The organism is Mycobacterium sp. E3339, assembly GCF_001666915.1.
Classification (GTDB): domain Bacteria; phylum Actinomycetota; class Actinomycetes; order Mycobacteriales; family Mycobacteriaceae; genus Mycobacterium.
This window is the reverse complement of record NZ_LZIZ01000026.1, coordinates 17461-35476: the sequence shown is the minus strand read 5'-3', so window position 1 is coordinate 35476 and position 18016 is coordinate 17461. Positions and strand designations below refer to the sequence as shown.

At 71.3% G+C, this 18016-nt stretch carries 18 protein-coding genes; 5 read left to right on the top strand and 13 right to left on the bottom strand.

All coding sequences use genetic code 11. The features are described 5' to 3' along the window. Position 1: 1 nt before the first annotated feature. The 10 genes from A5702_RS01930 to tyrS form a co-directional block, all read right to left on the bottom strand. Positions 2-955, bottom strand: coding sequence for a copper transporter (locus A5702_RS01930; RefSeq protein ID WP_068217779.1), 954 nt, complete (start codon positions 953-955; stop codon positions 2-4). 7 nt (positions 956-962) lie between these two features. Then, positions 963-2144 carry a putative cytokinetic ring protein SteA gene (steA, locus tag A5702_RS01925; RefSeq protein WP_055404421.1) on the bottom strand — a complete coding sequence of 394 codons (1182 nt, stop codon included), beginning with the start codon at positions 2142-2144 and terminating at the stop codon, positions 963-965. Positions 2145-2294: 150 nt separating this feature from the next. After that, on the bottom strand, positions 2295-4049 hold the full coding sequence (recN, locus tag A5702_RS01920) for a DNA repair protein RecN (RefSeq protein ID WP_068217776.1): 1755 nt from the start codon (positions 4047-4049) through the stop codon (positions 2295-2297). Positions 4050-4055: 6 nt separating this feature from the next. Then, a complete protein-coding gene (locus A5702_RS01915; RefSeq protein WP_067823219.1) occupies positions 4056-4979 on the bottom strand; it encodes an NAD kinase in 924 nt (307 codons plus the stop codon). Beyond that, the gene (locus A5702_RS01910) at positions 4976-5779 is read right to left on the bottom strand and encodes a TlyA family RNA methyltransferase (protein ID WP_055404416.1); all 804 of its coding nucleotides are present in this window, start codon (positions 5777-5779) and stop codon (positions 4976-4978) included. The genes A5702_RS01915 and A5702_RS01910 overlap by 4 nt, the downstream gene beginning before the upstream one ends. Positions 5780-5787: 8 nt before the next feature. Next, the gene (locus A5702_RS01905; protein ID WP_055404414.1) at positions 5788-5973 is read right to left on the bottom strand and encodes a hypothetical protein; all 186 of its coding nucleotides are present in this window, start codon (positions 5971-5973) and stop codon (positions 5788-5790) included. Positions 5974-5996: 23 nt separating this feature from the next. Then, entirely contained in the window at positions 5997-7007 is a 1011-nt protein-coding gene (locus tag A5702_RS01900) for an HAD-IIA family hydrolase (RefSeq protein WP_055404412.1), read from the bottom strand. 1 nt (position 7008) lies between these two features. Continuing rightward, positions 7009-7809, bottom strand: a complete 801-nt coding sequence (locus A5702_RS01895; RefSeq protein WP_082459928.1) for a tetratricopeptide repeat protein — start codon at positions 7807-7809, stop codon at positions 7009-7011. A gap of 27 nt (positions 7810-7836) precedes the next feature. Then, positions 7837-8211, bottom strand: coding sequence for a DUF732 domain-containing protein (locus A5702_RS01890; RefSeq protein ID WP_055404410.1), 375 nt, complete (start codon positions 8209-8211; stop codon positions 7837-7839). A 75-nt stretch (positions 8212-8286) separates the two neighbouring features. Continuing rightward, positions 8287-9564 carry a tyrosine--tRNA ligase gene (tyrS, locus tag A5702_RS01885; RefSeq protein WP_055404409.1) on the bottom strand — a complete coding sequence of 426 codons (1278 nt, stop codon included), beginning with the start codon at positions 9562-9564 and terminating at the stop codon, positions 8287-8289. Positions 9565-9676: 112 nt separating this feature from the next. On the opposite strand from tyrS, the gene A5702_RS01880 reads away from it, so the two are divergent. After that, entirely contained in the window at positions 9677-10555 is an 879-nt protein-coding gene (locus A5702_RS01880; protein WP_055404407.1) for a bile acid:sodium symporter family protein, read from the top strand. An 81-nt stretch (positions 10556-10636) separates the two neighbouring features. Here A5702_RS01880 and A5702_RS01875 read toward each other — a convergent pair whose 3' ends face one another. Continuing rightward, positions 10637-11248, bottom strand: coding sequence for a DNA-3-methyladenine glycosylase (locus A5702_RS01875; protein ID WP_068217774.1), 612 nt, complete (start codon positions 11246-11248; stop codon positions 10637-10639). An 81-nt stretch (positions 11249-11329) separates the two neighbouring features. Between A5702_RS01875 and A5702_RS01870 the strand changes: the two genes are divergently transcribed. Genes A5702_RS01870 through A5702_RS01855 form a run of 4 tightly spaced genes read left to right on the top strand, consistent with a single transcriptional unit; the run spans position 11330 to position 14772 of the window. After that, entirely contained in the window at positions 11330-12610 is a 1281-nt protein-coding gene (locus tag A5702_RS01870; RefSeq protein ID WP_055404404.1) for an ammonium transporter, read from the top strand. 31 nt (positions 12611-12641) lie between these two features. Beyond that, entirely contained in the window at positions 12642-13397 is a 756-nt protein-coding gene (locus A5702_RS01865) for an ABC transporter ATP-binding protein (protein ID WP_055404402.1), read from the top strand. Continuing rightward, positions 13331-14149: an ABC transporter permease gene (locus A5702_RS01860; RefSeq protein WP_082955912.1), complete on the top strand. Its 819-nt coding sequence runs from the start codon at positions 13331-13333 to the stop codon at positions 14147-14149. The genes A5702_RS01865 and A5702_RS01860 overlap by 67 nt, the downstream gene beginning before the upstream one ends. Further along, entirely contained in the window at positions 14149-14772 is a 624-nt protein-coding gene (locus A5702_RS01855) for a TetR/AcrR family transcriptional regulator (RefSeq protein WP_055405560.1), read from the top strand. The genes A5702_RS01860 and A5702_RS01855 overlap by 1 nt, the downstream gene beginning before the upstream one ends. Here the strand turns inward: A5702_RS01855 and A5702_RS01850 are convergent. Together A5702_RS01850 and A5702_RS01845 are read right to left on the bottom strand one after the other, a co-directional pair. Continuing rightward, entirely contained in the window at positions 14738-14950 is a 213-nt protein-coding gene (locus A5702_RS01850) for a Trm112 family protein (protein WP_068217817.1), read from the bottom strand. The two genes, A5702_RS01855 and A5702_RS01850, sit on opposite strands and share 35 nt — an antisense overlap. Continuing rightward, positions 14943-17930, bottom strand: a complete 2988-nt coding sequence (locus A5702_RS01845) for an acyl-CoA synthetase (protein ID WP_068217771.1) — start codon at positions 17928-17930, stop codon at positions 14943-14945. Before A5702_RS01845 ends, A5702_RS01850 begins: the two co-directional genes overlap by 8 nt. Positions 17931-18016: the final 86 nt, after the last annotated feature.

Here is an 18016-nt window from a genome sequence, read left to right as displayed (position 1 = left end):
GCTACTGGGGCACCGTGATGGAGGTCGCGCCGTGACCGGTGCCGTACTGACCGGGGTGACCGCCGCTGATCAGGTCGTGCAGGCCGAGCACGGCGGTGATCCGGCCGGGCGCGGTGTCGACGTCGTCGACGGTGCTGATCGCGGAGTTCATCCCGGCGTCGGCGCGGGTCACGGCCACGGCCGCGCCCCCGGTCGACGAACCGTCCCGCCCGGCCAGCAGGGTGCCCGAGCCGTGCGGCGCCAGCGCGGCGGCGAACCGGGCGACGCTGGCGCCCTGGTTGCCGGCGTCCTGGGGCAGCGCGCCGCCGGTGATCACCAGCGCGGCATTCGCCGCGCCCATGTGGTCGTTCGGCTGGTAGGTGACGAAGCCGGTGTCGCGCAGCGCCGCCAGCACGGTGGCCCGCTGGGTCTCCGAAATTTCTGGGACCGGCGGGACCGCGGGATTGGCGTTGATCAGCAGGGCGATGCCCATCAGGTCGCCAGCCTGCGAGCCCTCGTCGACGAGCTTGGTGCTCAGCTGCTGGCCGGCCGGCAGGATCGACGAGTTGACCACGGTCTGCAGTTTCTCCGCGGAGTTGGCCTCGACGAATTCCTGCGTGAGCGCCACGGTTCCGGTCACCGCGCCGCCGGCCTGTCCGATGATCTTCGCCACCGCGGCGACGTCGTCGTCTTTGGCGTCCGGCGTGCGGAACACCACGACCGACTTGCCGCCGAGCGCGTCGTGCACCATCCGGCCGCCCAGCTGGGTGTCGAAGTTGTTTGCCGCGCTGAGCTTTTCATTCAGCACGTTCTTCTGGTCGTTGAGCCCGTTGATCTGGGTGTGCAGATCCCGCTTCTCGTCGCGCAGGCTGGACAGCAGGGTGTCGGACAGGAACCCGGAACCGAGCACCACTCCGACCGCGAGCGCCAGGAAGACGGCGGCCAGCGACAGCGCGTGTTGGCGTAGCGAGATCATCGCGGGCCTAGCTCACCAGGTGCTGGACCCAGAGGGAAAAGTGGTTCCAGTAATCGGTGACCCAGTGCAGCACCACGCCGTCGGTGCGCGACACCCACAGGGCCACGATGACGGCGATCAGCATCGTCAGCGCCAGCAGCGCGATGGCGCCCGCCGAGATGTGGTTGCGGTACAGCGTGGCCACGGCCTTGGCGTCCACCACCTTCTCCCCCACCCGAAGCCGGGTGAGGAAAGTCGAGGGGTTGCTGTGCGCGCGGGTGCGGTCGAAGAACGTCTCGATGTTGGCGGTGTGGCCCGCGGTCACCAGCAGCGCGGCGCCGTGATGATCGGCCAGCAGCAGGGCCAGGTCGATCGCCGACCCCGCAGCCGGGAAGGTCATCGCCCCGACGCCGAGATCCTGGATGCGCTCCAGGCCGGGGGCGTGGCCGTCGGCGTCGGCGGGCAGGACGACCTGGGCGCCGCACTTGAGGGCGTCGGTGCTGATCTGGTCGGGGTCGCCGACGATCACCTGGGGCCGATAACCGGCCTTGCGCAACACATCCGCGCCGCTGCCCACGCCGAAGAGCACCGGCTGGTACTCCTTGATGAACGGCTTGAGGGACTTCAGGTCCTCCTCGGCGCTGGGCTCGTCGGCGACGATCACGACGTGCCGGCGGCGCAGGTCGACGTCGATGTCGGGGATCCCGATGCCGTCGATCAACAGCGGGCTCTCGCTCTTGATGAACTCGATGGTGTTGCCGGCGAACGCCTCCAGATGCGCGGACAGGCCGCTCTTGGCCTCCCGCATGAGGTCGGCGATGTCGTGGTCGGTGCGCTCGGTGCCGCGCACCAGCCGGCGGTCCCCGGAGTAGACCCCGCCCTCGTGCAGGCGGATCTTGGCGCCGTCCTTGACCTTCTTGAAGATGTCGGGTCCGGTCTCGTCGATCAGGGTGACCCCGTTGTTGACCAGCACCTCCGGGCCCATGTTGGGGTAGCGGCCCGACACCGACGGCGAGGCGTTGACGACCGCGGCGATATCGGCCTCCACCAGCGCGTCCGCCGTGATGCGGTCCAGGTCGAGGACGTCGAGCACCACGATGTCGCCGGGGCACACCCTGCGCAGCAATCGGTCGATGTTCCGGTCCACCCGGGCGGTGCCGACGAGGCCCGGCCGGGTGGTGTTACGGGTAAGCAGGCCTGACATCTTCATGGGGGCGATTCTGTCCGTGATGCCACGATGACGCGTGGAGGCGCGCCGTAACACCAGCCTCAGAAGTTATCTAGAGTCCCATTAGTCACAAGCGTCTAACGGCTTGGTCGCGCGCGGGTGCACGATGCGCCCGTCGCGGTGCGGGGACCTCTAAATCTCATCCTTCTGCGCGGCGTCGAGCAGTTCGCGGGCGTGCGCGCGGCCGCTGTCGGACTCGCCCAGCCCGGCCAGCATCCGGGCGAGTTCGGCGACGCGCTCGTCGCCGCTGACCCGCCGCACCACGCTGGTGCCCTTCGGCCCGGCGCCGTGCACCACCAGGTGCACGTCGGCGTACGCCGCCACCTGCGGCAGGTGCGTGACCACGATGACCTGATGCGTGCGCGCCAGCCGGGCCAGCCGCCGGCCGATCTGCACCGCCGCGCGGCCGCCGACGCCGGCGTCCACCTCGTCGAACACCATCGTCGTGCCCGCCGCCGAGGCGGCCAGCACCACTTCCAGCGCCAGCATCACCCGGGACAGCTCGCCGCCGGACGCGCTCTTCGCCAGCGGCAGCTGGTCCATCCCGCGGTGCGCCGCGAAACCGAACTCCACCTGGTCGACGCCGTCGGCCCCGGCCCGGGCCAGCTCGCCCGACACCAGCGTGAGCGCGGCCGGATCGTCCTTGTCGGCGGCGACCTCGTTGCTCACCTCGATGCTGAACTGGGCGTCGGCCATCGCCAGGCCGGACAGCTCGGCGGTGACCTCCTTGGCGAGCCGCTTGGCGGCCTTGCGCCGGATGCCGCTGAGATCGCCTGCGGCTTCGGCCAATTCGCGTGCCAGCTGCTCGACGCGGGCCGCCAGCGCCGTCAGGCCCTCCTCGGAGACGTCGAGCTGGGCCAGCCGCTGCCGCGACTCCTGGGCCCACCGCAGCACCCCGTCGACGTCCGCGGCGTACTTGCGCGTCAGTGTGCGCAGTTCGGCCTGCCGGGCCAGCTTGGCTTCCAGCGCGCTGGCGTCGACCGGCAGCTCGTCCAGGTAGGCGCTGAGTTCGCCGGCCGCGTCGGCCACCACCGTGAGCGCCTCGCCGACCTGGGCGGCCAGCGCCCGCAGCTTCGCGTCGTCGGTCGACTCCAGGGCCGCCCGCGCCCGCCCCAGGCCGTCGGCGGCGGAGTGCCCCGCGTCGGCGTCGTCGGGGGCCCCGGAAAGCGCCGCGTGCGCGGTGACCGCGGCCTCGCGCAGGGTGTCCAGCTCGGAGAGCCGGACGATGTCGGCGACCAGCGCGTCGTCTTCGCCCGGTTGCGGGTCGACGGCGTCAATCTCGTTGAGCGCGAACGTCAGTCGGTCGGACTCCAGCGCGAGTTCGCGCATCCGGTTTCGCCGGTCGATGAGGTCGTGCCGCGCGGTCAGCCAGGCGTCGCGCAGCTTGCGATACCGCTCGAGCGCGGGGCCGGCCTTGGCGAACCGGTCCAGCGCTCCGCGCTGCTCCTCGGGCCGCATCAGGCGCAGCTGGTCGTTCTGCCCGTGCAGGGTGAGCAGCTCGGCGGTGAAGTCGCCCAGCGACTTGGCCGGCACGCTGCGACCGCCGAGGTAGGCCCGCGACGGTCCGTCGCGGCTGACCGAGCGCAGCGCGATCACGCTGCCGTCCTCGTCGCGCTCCGCGCCCGACGCGTCGAGCATCCCGTCCAGCTGCGCCACCACGGCATCCTCGAGATCGGTTGTGGTGAAACGCCCTTCGACGACGGCGCGGTCCGCCCCCGAACGCACCCGGGTGGCGTCGGCGCGGGCCCCGCCGAGCAGGTGCAGCCCGGTCACCACCATGGTCTTGCCGGTGCCGGTCTCCCCGGTCAGCACGGTCAGGCCGCGGTCGAACTCCCCGACCGCGGCGCTGATCGCACCGAGCGACTCGATGCGGATTTCGGTGAGCACCCGCCGTTACTTCCCGCGCCAACCCGTCACCGGCAGCCGGAACTTGCGCACCAACCGGTCGGTGAACGGCGCGCTGTCCAGCCGCGCCCATTTCACCGGTGTGTCACAACGGCTTACCTCGATCCGGCTGCCCGCCGGGATCAGCATTTCGCGGCGGCCGTCGCAGAACACCAGGGCGTCGTGGCCGTCCGCCTCGACCTCGATCGCGATGGTGGCGTCGGGGCTGGTGACCATCGGCCGGCCGAACAGCGCGTGAGCGTTGTTGGGCACCACCAGGATTGCCTCCAGGTCTGGCCACAACACCGGGCCGCCCGCGGAGAACGCGTAGGCGGTGGAGCCGGTGGGCGTCGACACCAGCACGCCGTCGCAGCCGAACGCCGACACCGGCCGCCCGTCGATCTCGACGACCACGCCCAGCACGCCCAGCCGCGGGCCCTTTTCCAGGCTGACCTCGTTGAGCGCCCAGCCGTGCGCGATCTCCCGGCCGCCCGAGCGCACCAGCACGTCCAGCGTGAGGCGGTTCTCCACCCGGTAGTCCCGGGCGACGATGTGCTCGAGCACCCGATCGATTGCCTCGGCCTCGGCCTCGGCCAGGAAACCGATCCGGCCCAGGTTGACGCCGAGCACGGGAATCCCGGCGTTGCGGGCCAGTTCGGCCGCGCGCAGGAACGTGCCGTCCCCGCCGAGCACCAGCACCAGTTCGCACCCGTCGGCGGCCTGCGGGTCGGCGTCGACGACCTCGATCTCGACACCCATCGCGCGGATGTCGTCGGGCGCCACGTGCAGCGAACCCCGGTCGACCGCCTCGGCGGACAGCACCCGGAGCCCAATGTCGTTGTCGCCCAGCACCTTCTGCACCCGGGCCGCGGTGTCGGTGGCTTCCTCGCGGCCGGTGTGCACCACCATCAGCACCGTGCGCTGCTCGGTCATTGCGGGCCCCGTTCTACGGCGTGCTCAACCGCAGCCGCCAACTCGTCATCCGCCAATCCCGTTTCGGTGCGCAACCACAAGAAGTATTCGACGTTGCCCGAGGGGCCCGGCAGCGGGCTGGCGGTGACCCCCGCGGTGTGCCAGCCCAGTTCGCCGGCGCGCCGCGCCACCGCAAGCACGGCGCCGGCGCGCAGGCCCGGGTCGTGCACGACCCCGCCGGCACCCACCTGGCCCCTGCCCACCTCGAACTGCGGCTTCACCATGGGAACGATATCCGCAGTGGCCGAAGCACATCCAGCCAGCGCGGGCAACACGGTGGACAGCGAAATGAACGACAGGTCGGCCACGATCAGGTCAACGGGGCCGCCGATCGCCTCCACCGACAGGTCGCGCGCGTTCGTCCGCTCCACGACGACGACCCGCGGGTCGCAGCGCAGCGACCACGCCAGCTGGCCGTATCCGACGTCCACCGCCACCACCTCGGCGGCGCCGCGGTCCAGCAGCACCTCGGTGAACCCGCCCGTCGAAGCCCCGGCGTCCAGGCAGCGCCGGCCCGCCACCGGGATGCCGAAGGCGTCCAGGGCGCCGATCAGTTTGTGCGCGCCGCGTGACACCCAGCCCCGCTCGCCGTCGTCGGCGACGGTCAGGGCCGCGGTGACGGCGACGGCCGTGCCCGGCTTGCGGGCCGGCAGCCCGTCGATGCTGACCCGCCCGGCGCCGATCAACTCGGCGGCCTGCTGGCGCGATCGCGCGAGGCCGCGCCGAACCAGCTCGGCGTCGACGCGGGCGCGGCGGGACATGCGGGCACTCAGCCCTTCTCCGCCGACTCCAGCGCGGCCAGCAGCACGTCGTGCGCCTCGGAAAGGCGGCGCGCAATGTCTTCGAGCTCCGTCAGCGACGGCGCGTTGTGGGGATCGTCCGGCGCGCCGGGCTCGGGCAGCCGGGCCAGCAGGGCGTCGATTTCGGCACGAATCTGTTCGGGATCGGTAGTCATTGCGCTCTTACGCTAGTCACCCGTCAGTCGCTGTGCACCAACGACCAGCGCTGCAGCGCGTCGCGGGCGCGGTCGTCGGCGGCGTGGATGCCGAGCGGGTGCCCGTCGGACCGCGCGCCCCAGACGGCGCTGGCGACCGCCCGGACGATCGACAGCCCGTCGCCGTCGTCGGGCCCGGCGCCGCTGACGGTCACCGCCCCGTCGCCGACGTCGACCCGCCAGGCCGGCTGGGGGCCGACCGCGAGCTGGTCGCCGTCGGAGTGCAGCGCGCGCAGGTCGTGGCCGATGTAGGTCGGCCGCCGCTCGGGTTCGGCGTACACCGCGTCCCGCGCGGAGCTGACCCCGGTGAGGACCATCAGGCTGGGCAGCTTGGCCGCGTTGGCGCCCTCGATGTCGGTGTCCAGCCGGTCGCCGACCACCAGCGGCGCGCGGAATTCGCCCCGGGCCACCGCGTCCGTGAGCAGGCCGGGCGCGGGTTTGCCCGCGACCTGGGGCTCGGCGCCGGTCGCGGCCCGCAGCGCGGCGACCATCGAACCGTTACCGGGCAACAGGCCCCGCTCGGTCGGCAGGGTCGGATCGATGTTGGCCGCCACCCAGAGCGCGCCGGAGCGAATGGCCAGCGCGGCCTCGGCCAGGTCGGGCCAGCCGATGGTCATCGACAGGCCCTGCACGACGGCGACCGGCTCGTCGTCGTAGCGGCGCACCGGGCGCAGCCCGACGGCGGCGACCTCGTCGGCCAGCGCGTCGGTGCCCACGATCAACACCGGCGACCCGGCCGGCAGCCGATCGGCCAGCAGCCGCGCGGCGCTCTGCGCGCTGGTGGCGACGTCGTCGGCGGCGGCGGTGAAGCCGAGGTCGGTCAGGTGCGCGGCGACCTCGGCGGCGCTGCGCGACGCGTTGTTGGTGACGAAGAACGCGCGGCTGCGCACCTCGGCCAGGGCCTGCACCGCGCCGTCGGTGGGCCGGCGACCGCGAAACAAGGTGCCATCCAGATCGAGCAGCAGGCAATCGTATTGGCGCGCAACGCTTGTCATCTCAGCCCAGCTCGCTGACCCGGTCTTCGGCGTCGGTGACGCCGTCGACATCGGCCGCCGCCGAGCGCAGGAACCATTGCAGCGCCTCGTCTTTGCGGCCCAGGGCCAACAGCGTGTCGGCGTAGGCGTAGAACAACCGCGCCGCCGTCGGGCCCTGGCGGCCCGGGTCCAATTGCGGCGTGGACAAGACGGTCAGCGCCTGCTCCAGCTGCCCGAGGTCCGCGCGCGCGCCGGCCGCGACGATGCGCAGCTCGTCGGCGTCGTCACCGTCGAGCTGGGCCGCCTCGGGCCCGCGCGCGAGTTCGATCGCGCGTTCCGGGCGGCCAAGTCCCCGTTCGCAATCCGCGATCAGGGCGAGCAGGTTGGACTTGCTGCCCATCCTGCGGGCGGCGCGCAGCTCGGCCAGCGCCTGGGCCCAGTCGCCGCAGTGATAGGCGGCGATTCCGACCGCCTCACGGATCGCGGCGATCCGGCTGGACCGGGCCCGGGCGGCGCGGGCGTGGCTCAGCGCGGCCTCCGGGTCCTCGTCGAGCAACTCGCCGGCGGCGACCAGGTGGCGCGCGACCGCGTCGGCGGTGGCACGGTCCAGGGTGCTCAGCTCGCCGCGGATCTCCGGCGCCAGCTGCCGGGCCTCCACGCCGGGCGGTATCGGCGGCCCGGCGTCGGGCTCGCGGCGACCCTCGGGCTCGCGGCGGGCGTCGGGCTTCTGCGGCTGGGCCGGTCGCGCGCGGCCCGGCCCCGACCAGGCGCCGGACGAACGCGGGCGCCGTTCACCCCGCTGCCGCTGCCTGTCGTCGACCACGCAGCCGAGGATACGGGGGCCGCCGGGCTAGTACGCCGTGAGCCGGTTCTGCAGCAGCGGCGCGATCACCGCCGGGCAGAAGTTCGCGATGGCGACGATGGTGAACAGGCCGGCCGAGTCGTAACCGAGGCCGCTGCGCCTGGCCATCTCGGCGGACACCGTGTCGAAGGACTGGCCCGGCATGACCAGCATGGGGCACACCGACTGGCCCAGCGCCAGCGCGCTGGCGGGGTGGGGATAGGTGATCCCGGCGTTGGACAAGGCCATCAGGAAGGCGTTCCCGCGCATGTCGGCGCGCACGGGCGCGGCCAGCGGCGCGGCCAGCCCCGCCACGCAGGCGCCCACCCCCAGGACGCGCAGCAGGGCCCACCGGACGCGCCGCAGGGATATCACCGTGACCACCCTGGCCAATCCGGGTCACAGCCGCAACACGGAACGGTAAAGATTTGCGCACCAACGCGTTTTGCGCGTGCGTTCCTAGACCTTTTCGCTGACCTTTTCGATCCCGGCGACCGTGCGCTTGCCGCGGCGCAGCACTAGCCACCGGCCGTGCAGGAAATCCGTGGGCTGCGGCGCCCACTCCTCGCTGTCGATCCGGGCGTTGTTGACCGACACCCCGCCCTCGCCGATGGTGCGGCGGGCGGCCTTCCTGCTCTCCGACAGGCCGCTGGCCACCAGCAGGTCGACGATCCCGTCGGGGGCGCCGGGTTTGAGCTCGGCCACCGAGGCCTCGCGCAGCGCGGCCGCCAGCGTCGCCTCGTCCAGCCGGTCCAGCTCGCCCTGACCGAACAGCGCCCGGCTGGCGTGCTCGACGGCCTCGGTGGCCGCTTCGCCGTGGACGAGCACGGTCAGTTCGCGGGCCAGCCGGCGCTGGGCGGCGCGCTGCTGCGGGCGCTCCCGGGTGGCCTGCTCCAGCTCGGCCAGCTCGTCGGCCGACAGGAAGGTGAACCACCGCAGGTACCGGATCACGTCGGCGTCGGCGGTGTTGAAGAAGTACTGGTACCACGCGTACGGGGTGGTCATCGCCGGGTCCAGCCACAGGCTGCCGCCGCCGGTGGACTTGCCGAACTTGGTGCCGTCGGCCGCGGTGACCAGCGGAACGGTGAGCGCGTGCACCGTCGCGCCCAGCTTCTGGCGGACCAGCCGGACGCCCGCGATGATGTTGCCCCACTGGTCGGAGCCGCCGATCTGCAGCGTGCAGCCGTACCGCCGGTGCAGCTCCACGTAGTCGTTGGCCTGCAGCAGCATGTAGCTGAACTCCGTGTAGGAGATGCCCTCGCCCTCCAGCCGCCGCCGGATGGTGTCGCGATCCAGCATGACGTTGACCGAGAAATGCTTGCCGAGGTCGCGCAGGAACTCGATGGCCGAGAGGCCTTGGGTCCAGTCCAGGTTGTTGACGACGACCGCGCCCGTCGGGGATTGGTCGAAATCGACGAAGCGCTCCAGCTGCCCGCGGATGCGCCCGGTCCAGTCCGCGACGGTGTCCGCCTCGTTCAGGGTGCGCTCGCCGACGTCGCGCGGGTCCCCGATCATGCCGGTGGCCCCGCCGGCGAGCACGATGGGGCGGTGCCCGGCCCGCTGAAACCGCCGCAGCGCCAGCAGCGGCACCAGGTGCCCCGCGTGCAGGCTGGGCGCGGTGGGATCGAAACCCGCGTACACGGTCAGCGGCCCGCGCTCGGCGGCCAGCGCGTCGAGGTCGGTGGACTGCGCGATCAGGCCGCGCCAGCCCAGCTCGTCAAGGATCCCGGAAGACATCGCGCACGACTTTAGTCGCTCCCGGGGCCACGATTCGCCGCCGCGCGGCTCGATAAGGCAAGCTAACCACCGTCGCGCCATCGACGTGGGCGCGCCGACGACGCGGAGCGTGATGGACAACCGATACTGGCCGATCGTGGTCATCGCGGTGATGCTCGCCCTCGGGCTGACGCTCACGATCGACGACTTCAAGCGCGCCGCCACGCTGCGCAAACCCCTGGCGGTGGCGCTGATCTGCCAGGCGTTGTTGCTCCCGGCCCTGTGCCTGGTGATCGCCGAGGCCTTCCGCCTCGCGCCCCCGCTGGCCGTCGGGCTGATGCTGATGGCCGCGACCCCCGGCGGGACGATGTCGAGCATCCTCAGCCACCTGTTCAACGGCGACCTGGCGCTGAACCTCACGCTGACCGCGATCAACGCCGTGCTGTCGATCGTCGCGCTGCCCGCCATCCTGGCGGTGTCGATGACCTGGTTCCTCGGCGAGGGGCGGTTTCTCCCCCTGCAACTGGACAAGTTCTTCGCGGTGTTCGGCATGGTGCTCGTCCCGATCGCCACCGGGGTGGCCTTCCGGCACCGCTTTCCCGAGGCGGCCCGGCGGCTGCAGAAGCCGGTTCGGATCTTGGCCATCGCGCTGCTGGTCGTCGCCGTGCTGGGCGCCGTCGCCGGCGGACGAAAGACGCTGTGGCACAACATCGGCGCGCTGACCGGGGCCGTCGTGGCCTTCTGCGCCGTCAGCCTGACGGTCGGCTACCTGGCGCCGCGGTTGATGCGCCTGGCTCCCCGGCAAGCCGTGGCGGTCAGCCTGGAGGTCGGCATGCACAACGCCGTGGTGGCGATGGGCGTGGCGTTGAGCCCGCAGTTGCTCAACAGCGTCGAAATGGCCACGCCGGCCGCGCTATACAGCGCCGTCGCGCCCCTGATGGCCTTGACGTTCGTGTTCCTCGCGCGGCGCGTGGACCCCGCGTATCGCGCCGTCGCCCTGGCCGACGCCTAGACCTAATCACTGGTGGCGACCCGCTTCGCCCGGTCCCCCAGCTTCGCGGGGGTGCCCCCAACGCCGCGCTTGCGATCGCCACTAATCACTGGTGCCCGGGGCCGGCGCCCGCGGGCTGCGCCGGTACGCCGAAACCTCCGGGCGGCCCGGGAGCCACAGTCGCCACGGCCGGTCGGCGGCCTTGCTGACGCCCACGCGTGGCCCGGACACGGCGGTCAGCGGCTCGTTCAGTTCCAGCGTTACCGCACCGTTCGGGTCGAACAGGTCAATGCCGTTGTCCGCCATGGCGATTCCCAGGGCCGAGCACAGGTTGCCCGGGCCACGCGCGAGCGCGGCCGCGCGGACCAGTTCGCCGCGCCGGGCGCGGGCCACGTCGGTGCCATCCTCCAGCGCGGCGGCGCGCAGCAAGACTGCCGCGGCGGTCCCGTCGGGCCCGCAGGAGACGTTGGCGCAGACGTGGATCCCGTGGCTGCGGTAGGTGTAGAGCCGGCCGGGCGGGCCGAACATCACCGCGTTGCGGCCGGACATGCCGCGGTAGGAGTGGGCCGCGGCGTCGGGCCAGGGGCCGTCGGGAACGCCGCCGTAGGCCTCGACTTCGACGATGACGGCGGTGACGCCGCGCCCGGTGAGGGTGGCGCCGAGCAGCCGATGCGCGGCCGCGACGGGGTCGACGAGCAGCTCGCGTGCGGCCACCCACCGAACCTACCGGCACCGCCGCCATGGCAATATCCCGGTGTCGCGGGGACCCCCAGGACCCCGAGAAGGAGCCGAGCCATGCATTCGATCGACCCCGCCGCCACCGCGTGGCTGCTGGCCAGCACCGCGCTGGTCCTGCTGATGACCCCCGGCCTGGCCATCTTCTACGGCGGCATGGTGCGCACCACCGGGGTGCTCAACATGATCATGATGAGCTTCATCTCCATCCCGCTGGTGACGGTGGCGTGGCTGCTGGTGGGCTACACCATCGCGTTCTCCGAAGACGGGGCGAGCGGCTTGGTCGGCAACCTTCGCCACATCGGGATGCTGGGCATCAACCCGGACACCACCCACGGCGCGGTACCCGAATTGCTGTTCGCCACCTTCGAGGTGACGTTCGCGATCATCACGGCTGCGCTGGTGAGCGGCGCCATCGCCGACCGCGCCAAGTTCGCCGCCTGGATGGTGTTCGTCCCGGTGTGGGCCGTAGTCGTGTATTCGGTTGTGGCGCATTGGGTGTGGGGGCCGGGCGGCTGGCTGGCCAAGCTCGGCGTGCTCGACTACGCGGGCGGCCTGGTCGTCGAGATCGTGTCCGGGTCCTCGGCCCTGGCCCTGGCGCTGGTGCTCGGGCCGCGCATCGGCTTCAAGAAGGACGCGATGCGCCCGCACAACCTGCCGCTGGTGTTGCTCGGCGTCGGCCTGCTGTGGTTCGGCTGGTTCGGGTTCAACGCCGGCTCCGCGCTGGCCGCCAACGGGACCGCGGCGGCCATCTTCCTCAACACGCTCGTCGCCGGCTGCCTCGGCATGCTCGGCTGGCTGTCGGTCGAACAGGTCCGCGACGGCCGGCCCACCACGTTCGGCGCGGCGTCCGGGGTGGTGGCCGGGCTGGTCGCCATCACGCCGTCGTGCGGAACCGTGAACACGCTCGGCGCGGCGGTCGTCGGGCTCGCGGCCGGCGTCGTGTGCTCGTTCGCGGTCAGCGCGAAATTCCGCTTCAACTACGACGATTCGCTCGACGTGGTGGGCGTGCACTTCGTGGGCGGCGTGGTGGGGGTGTCGCTGATCGGGCTGCTGGCCACCGCGGTCATGACGTCGGGGCCGCGGGGCCTTTTCTACGGGGGCGGCCTGGGCCAGCTGGGCAAGCAGTCGCTCGCGATCGTCGTCGTCGGGCTCTACGCGTTCACCGTGTCGTTCGTGCTGGCCAAGGTGATCGACCGGCTGATGGGCTTCCGGCTCAGCGCCGAAGACGAGACCACTGGCGTCGACCTCACCCAGCACGCCGAGACCGCGTACGCCGAGGGCGTGCACGGGCACCTGCCGCTGCGCCGTCCCGGATTGGACGACCGCACCAACCCTTGACAACGCCTCCCCGGAGGACGATATTCATCACATGATGACTTCATCACGTGATGAATTAATCGGCGACCAGGCCGTCCGCATCGATCACCTGCGCGTCATCCGCGGTAAGCGGCCCGCCCTGCACGACTTCTCGGTGCAGATCGGGCGCGGCAGCATCACCGGCCTGCTCGGCCCGTCGGGCTGCGGCAAGACCACCCTGATGCGCTGCATCGTCGGCACCCAGATCGTGACCTCGGGCACCGTCACGGTGCTCGGCCACCCGGCCGGGTCGGCGCCGCTGCACCGCCGCGTCGGCTACCTGCCCCAGGACCCCACCATCTACAACGACCTGCGGATCGTCGACAACGTCCGTTACTTCGCCTCGCTGTACGGTTTCGACCGCCACGCCGCCGACGCCGCGATCGAGCGGGTCGGGCTGGCCGACCACCGAAGCGCCTACTGCGGCAACCTTTCCGGCGGCCAGCGCACCCGGGTGTCGCTGGCGTGCGCGCTGGTCTGCCGCCCCGAGCTGCTCGTGCTCGACGAACCCACCGTTGGCCTGGACCCGGTGCTGCGCGCCGATCTCTGGGAGCAGTTCACCGAGCTGGCCCGCGGCGGAACCACGCTGCTGGTGTCCAGCCACGTCATGGACGAGGCCGACCACTGCGGCGACCTGTTGCTGATGCGCGACGGCCACCTGCTCGCGCACACCACCCCGGCCCAACTACGAGAGGACACCGGATGCACGTCACTGGAGGACGCGTTTCTGTCCATCATCAGGCGCAACACCATGCGCCAAGCCGGTTAGGGCTCAAGGGCTACACCGCGACCACGACGCGGATCCTGCGCCAGCTGGCGGCCGACCACCGCAGCGTCGCGATGATCCTGTTCGTGCCGGTGCTGGTGATCACGTTGATGTACTTCATGTTTCAGAACGCGCCGCACCGGCCCGGCACGCCGGCCCCGTTCAACAACGCCTGCCTGATCCTGCTGGGCCTCTTCCCGTTGTTCGTGATGTTTATCATCACGGCGATCACCATGCAGCGCGAACGCGCCTCCGGGACGCTCGAGCGCATCCTGACCACTCCCCTGCGCCGGTTCGATCTGCTGATGGCCTACGGCACGGCCTTCTCGACGGCCGCTGCGGCGCAGGCAGTTCTGGCCTGCATCGTGTCGTTCTGGTTGCTCGGTTTCGACACCGCCGGCAGCCCGGCGTGGGTGTTCGCGATCGCGATCGTCAACGCCGTCCTCGGCGTGGGCCTGGGCCTGTTGTGTAGCGCGTTCGCCCGCACCGAGTTTCAGGCCGTGCAGTTCATCCCGCTGGTGATGGTGCCGCAGCTGTTGCTGGCCGGCATCATCGTGCCCCGGGCGGTGATGCCGCACTGGCTGCAGTGGGTCAGCAACGTGATGCCGGCCAGCTACGCGCTGGAGGCGCTGCAGCAGGTGGGCGCGCACCCGCAGCTGACCTACATCGCGGTGCGCGACATCGTCGTCGTGCTGGGGTTCGCGCTGGCGGCGCTGTGTCTGGCGGCCGCTACGCTGCGGCGGCGGACCAGCTAGTGGCCGTTGCTAAAGCCGGGCGCCGGCGGCCCGGGCGGCCGGCCGGCAGCTCCGACACCCGCGATCGCATTCTTGCGTGCGCGCGAGAGCTGTTCGCCACCAATGGGATTGGCAACACCTCGATCCGCGCGGTCGCGGCGGCGGCCGGCGTCGATTCGGCACTGGTGCACCATTACTTCGGCACCAAGGAGAAGCTGTTCGCCGCGGCCGTGCACATCCCGATCGATCCGATGGACATCATCGGCCCGCTGCGCGAGGTGCCGATCGACGAAATCGGCTACCGGCTGCCGTCGATGTTGTTGCCGCTGTGGGACTCCGAGATCGGCACGGCCTTCGTCGCCACGCTGCGGTCCATCCTGGCCGGCACGGAGGTCAACCTGTTCCGCACGTTCATCGAGGACGTGATCGCGGTGGAAGTCGGTGCGCGCGTTGACAATCCGCCCGGAAGCGGAATACTCCGCGTCCAATTCGTGGCGTCGCAGCTGGTGGGCGTGGTGCTGGCGCGCTACATCCTGCAGTTCGAGCCGTTCGCGTCGCTGCCGGCCGAGCAGGTCGCGCGGACCATCGCGCCGAACCTGCAGCGCTACCTCACCGGGGATCTGCCGGACGGCCTCGTGCCATGAGCCGCGCGTGCTCGTCGTCGTCGACGTCGCGGGCCTCGTCGACGAGCAGCACCGGGATGCCGTCCTCGATGCGGTAGGCCCGGCGCAGCCGCGGGTTGTACAGCTCGTCGTCGATGAGCAGCAACGGGCCGCGGTCGGCCGGGCACACCAGGATGCTCAGCAGCGAATCGTCAACCATCGGCACGCCCGCTCAGCGCCGCCCGCACGCCCGGGGTCAGCTTGCGGAAGAAGTTGCCCTCGGCGTCGAAATGCCAAACGTGGCGGCCCGGTTTGGGAATCCCGGCGGCGCGCAGTGCGCTGACGGTCGGACGGTAGGTCGCGCTCAACGTCATCTCCGGGCATACCTGGACGATGTCGGGGCCCACGCCGACGGGGATCTTCGCGACGGCGTCCGTCAGGTCGGCCGCGGTGATGCTGGCGCCGGGAAGCAGCGTGACCGCCGAGACCGCGACTTCCCGGTCGCCCACCGGCACGTTGTAGGTCACCGCGAGGTCGACACCGTTGACACAGCCCAGCACGTCGGTCACGGACTCCGGATACACCAGGCCGCGGGCGGTGTGCACCACCGAGCCGCGCCGGCCCGCCCACCAGTAGTCGCCGTCGTCGTCGCGGTAGAACAGGTACTCGGTCGAGATCCAGGTGTCGCCGGCGGCGAACACGCCGCGCTTGACCGACGCCGTCGGGTCGATCGGGCCGTTGGACGCGGCCAGCAGCACCCCGACCTGCTTCGGCTCGGCGATCTCGACGAAGCCGCGATCGTTCTCCAGGATCAGATCGTGCTCGGCGTCGTAGGCGCCCAGCTCGATGCGCCCGACGCCGGGCAGCGGCCGGCCCTTGCTGCCGGTCTTGGCGCCGGACACGTTGGCCAGCACGGCCTGCCCGTCTGTGGTGGCGAAGAACTCGACGACGTGGGCCGGCGCGAACGCGTCGACCACCCGTCCCCACAGCCCGGTCGGCATGCCGGAGCCGATGAACAGCCGCACCGGATGGTTGCCGTGCAGCACGAACGCGGGATCGTCGACGATCTCCCGGAGCATGGCCCAGGTGTACGACACCACCGTCACGCCGTACTGGCGCACCTCCTGCACGAAGCGGTCGCGGTCCAGGCCGCGCGACAGCGCGATGCGGGTGCCGCCGACCACCGCGCCGCCCAGGCTGACCAGCAGCGCCGACTCGTGGTGCAGCGGCGTCAGGCAGTACAGGGTGTCGCGGCGGTCGAGGGCCGCCGTGGAGGCGGTCCCGAAGGCGGACACGGCCCACCGGTAGTTGGTGATCTGCTTGGCCACCAGCTCGCCCCCGGCCGCGCTGAAGGCGATGAACGCCAGGTCCCGGGCCAGGCCGGGGTTGGGCCGGTACCAGCCGGGCAGCTCGACGGCGTCGGGGTCGATCTGCTCCATGTCGATGACGTCGCTGTCGTCGGGCAGGTGCAGATCCCGCGCCTCGCCGCCGCCCAGCACCAGCACCTGCCGCAGCCCCTGGCGGTCCGACGCCAGCACCGCCTCCAGGTTGGGCGGGTCGGTCAGCAGCTCGGTCACTCCCCCGAGCCGGACCGATGCGGCCAGGTCGGCGTCCGGCCGCATCACCACCGCGATCGCGCCCAGCCGCGACAGCGCGGCGATGGCGACCAGCGCGCTGGGCCGCGTCTCCATCAGCACGCCCACCCGATCCCCTTGGCGCACACCGACATCGATCAGGCCGCGCACGACGTTGTTGATGCGCCGGTTCACGGCCTCGTAGGTGTGCACGCGGCCGTCGAACAGCAGGAACTCGCCCTGCGGGGCGTCGTGGGCCTGCTCTTCGATGATGCGGCCCAACGAGATTCGCGTGTGGTCGTTGATCTGTCCCAGCCGCACCAGGCGCGGCAGCGTGCGGGCCGTTTCGACGGCCAGGGTGCGCACGGATTTGTTGGCCGCGACCACCGTGTTGGCCGCCCCGCGCACCAGGCCGAGCGCGGCTTCGGACACCTCGCCGACGCCGTGCACCAGCCGGGAGCTCAACGCGACGCCGCTGTCGGTGCGCTCCTCGGGCTGGTCGGCCATCAGGTCGATGCTGTCCGGTTTGTCGCCGCCGGTGGACAGCCACTTCACCCATTCGGCGACGGTCGGCCAACTCTGTTGCGCCGCTTTGGATCCCACGACCAGGCCGAAATGGCCCGTGCGGATGGTCCGTTCGTACACTTCGGCGTCGGGGGCGGCCCGCCGGATGCCGCGCACCGACGCGGGCTGGCCGATGTCGTCCACCTCGCCGACGAAGGCCAGCACGGGACAGGTGATGTCGGTGAGCGTGACCATCTGGCCGTTGACGGCGAAGCCGCCGGTCATCATCCGGTTATGGGCGATGAACTGCTTGAGCAGTTCGGAGATGGCCGGGCCCGACCACGCGATCCATCCCTCGCGCTCGAGGAACCGGCGCTGCTGTTCGCGCGGGAGCAGCGCCTCGCGGTCGTGCAGCTGGCGCAGGAAGTCCACCCGGGCCTTGGCCGTCTTGAGCGGGTCCAGCATCTGGAAGCCGGTGCGCGCCATCCAGCTGGGGATGGCCAGCCGGCTGAACACGTGGTCGGCCATGAAGTTGGCGGCCGGCGCGGCGAAGTTTGCCGGGATGCCCATGGGCAGGGCGGCCAGGGTGTCCACCGGCGACCCGAACGTGACGATGCTGGCCAGGCTCTTCGACCGCCGGTAGGCGGCGACCTGGTAGCACCACATGCCGCCTTGCGAGTACCCGACCAGGTGGATGTCGCTGCCGGTGGTCTCCTTGACCGTGTCGATGGCCTGACTGAGCGCGACGATGTGGTCGGCCAGGGTGCGGCGCATGCCGCCCTCGACCTTGTCGGGTTCGCCGAAGTCGATCACCCACGGATCGATCCCGTTGGCGTGCAGGATGCCGACCGCGCCCTCCTCGCGGGTGACGTCCCACATGTCCGCCGACATCATCATCGGGTGCACCATCAGCACCGGCGGGCCCACCGGCGGTTTGTCCGGCCGGCTGTCCGGCGGGAAATAACGTCGGAGCTTGTACATCGGTACGCTCTCGACGATCTGCGACGGCGAGGGGACGGTACCTGTTTCCAAGCCCCCCAGCCGGACGACCTCCAGCCCGTTCTGCGCCGTAGCGATCAGGCGCTCGACCGGTCGCGTAACGATCGACAAGTTGAGATCCACGGCCCGCTCCCCTATGTCTTGACAGCTCCGACATCATGGCACACCGGCGATCTTGGCGGGCCTGGCCAGGCAATTTGCCCGGGCGC

Excerpts from the sequence above, each read along its gene's own strand:
- tyrS (WP_055404409.1), bottom strand. The coding sequence starts at position 9,564 with ATGTCTTCCGGGATCCTTGACGAGCTGGGCTGGCGCGGCCTGATCGCG.
- A5702_RS01900 (WP_055404412.1), bottom strand. The coding sequence starts at position 7,007 with ATGACAAGCGTTGCGCGCCAATACGATTGCCTGCTGCTCGATCTGGAT.
- A5702_RS01930 (WP_068217779.1), bottom strand. The coding sequence starts at position 955 with ATGATCTCGCTACGCCAACACGCGCTGTCGCTGGCCGCCGTCTTCCTG.
- steA (WP_055404421.1), bottom strand. The coding sequence starts at position 2,144 with ATGAAGATGTCAGGCCTGCTTACCCGTAACACCACCCGGCCGGGCCTC.
- A5702_RS01905 (WP_055404414.1), bottom strand. The coding sequence starts at position 5,973 with ATGACTACCGATCCCGAACAGATTCGTGCCGAAATCGACGCCCTGCTG.
- A5702_RS01870 (WP_055404404.1), top strand. The coding sequence starts at position 11,330 with ATGCATTCGATCGACCCCGCCGCCACCGCGTGGCTGCTGGCCAGCACC.
- A5702_RS01915 (WP_067823219.1), bottom strand. The coding sequence starts at position 4,979 with ATGACCGAGCAGCGCACGGTGCTGATGGTGGTGCACACCGGCCGCGAG.
- A5702_RS01850 (WP_068217817.1), bottom strand. The coding sequence starts at position 14,950 with ATGGTTGACGATTCGCTGCTGAGCATCCTGGTGTGCCCGGCCGACCGC.
- A5702_RS01860 (WP_082955912.1), top strand. The coding sequence starts at position 13,331 with ATGCACGTCACTGGAGGACGCGTTTCTGTCCATCATCAGGCGCAACAC.
- A5702_RS01865 (WP_055404402.1), top strand. The coding sequence starts at position 12,642 with ATGATGACTTCATCACGTGATGAATTAATCGGCGACCAGGCCGTCCGC.
- A5702_RS01880 (WP_055404407.1), top strand. The coding sequence starts at position 9,677 with ATGGACAACCGATACTGGCCGATCGTGGTCATCGCGGTGATGCTCGCC.
- A5702_RS01910 (WP_055404416.1), bottom strand. The coding sequence starts at position 5,779 with ATGTCCCGCCGCGCCCGCGTCGACGCCGAGCTGGTTCGGCGCGGCCTC.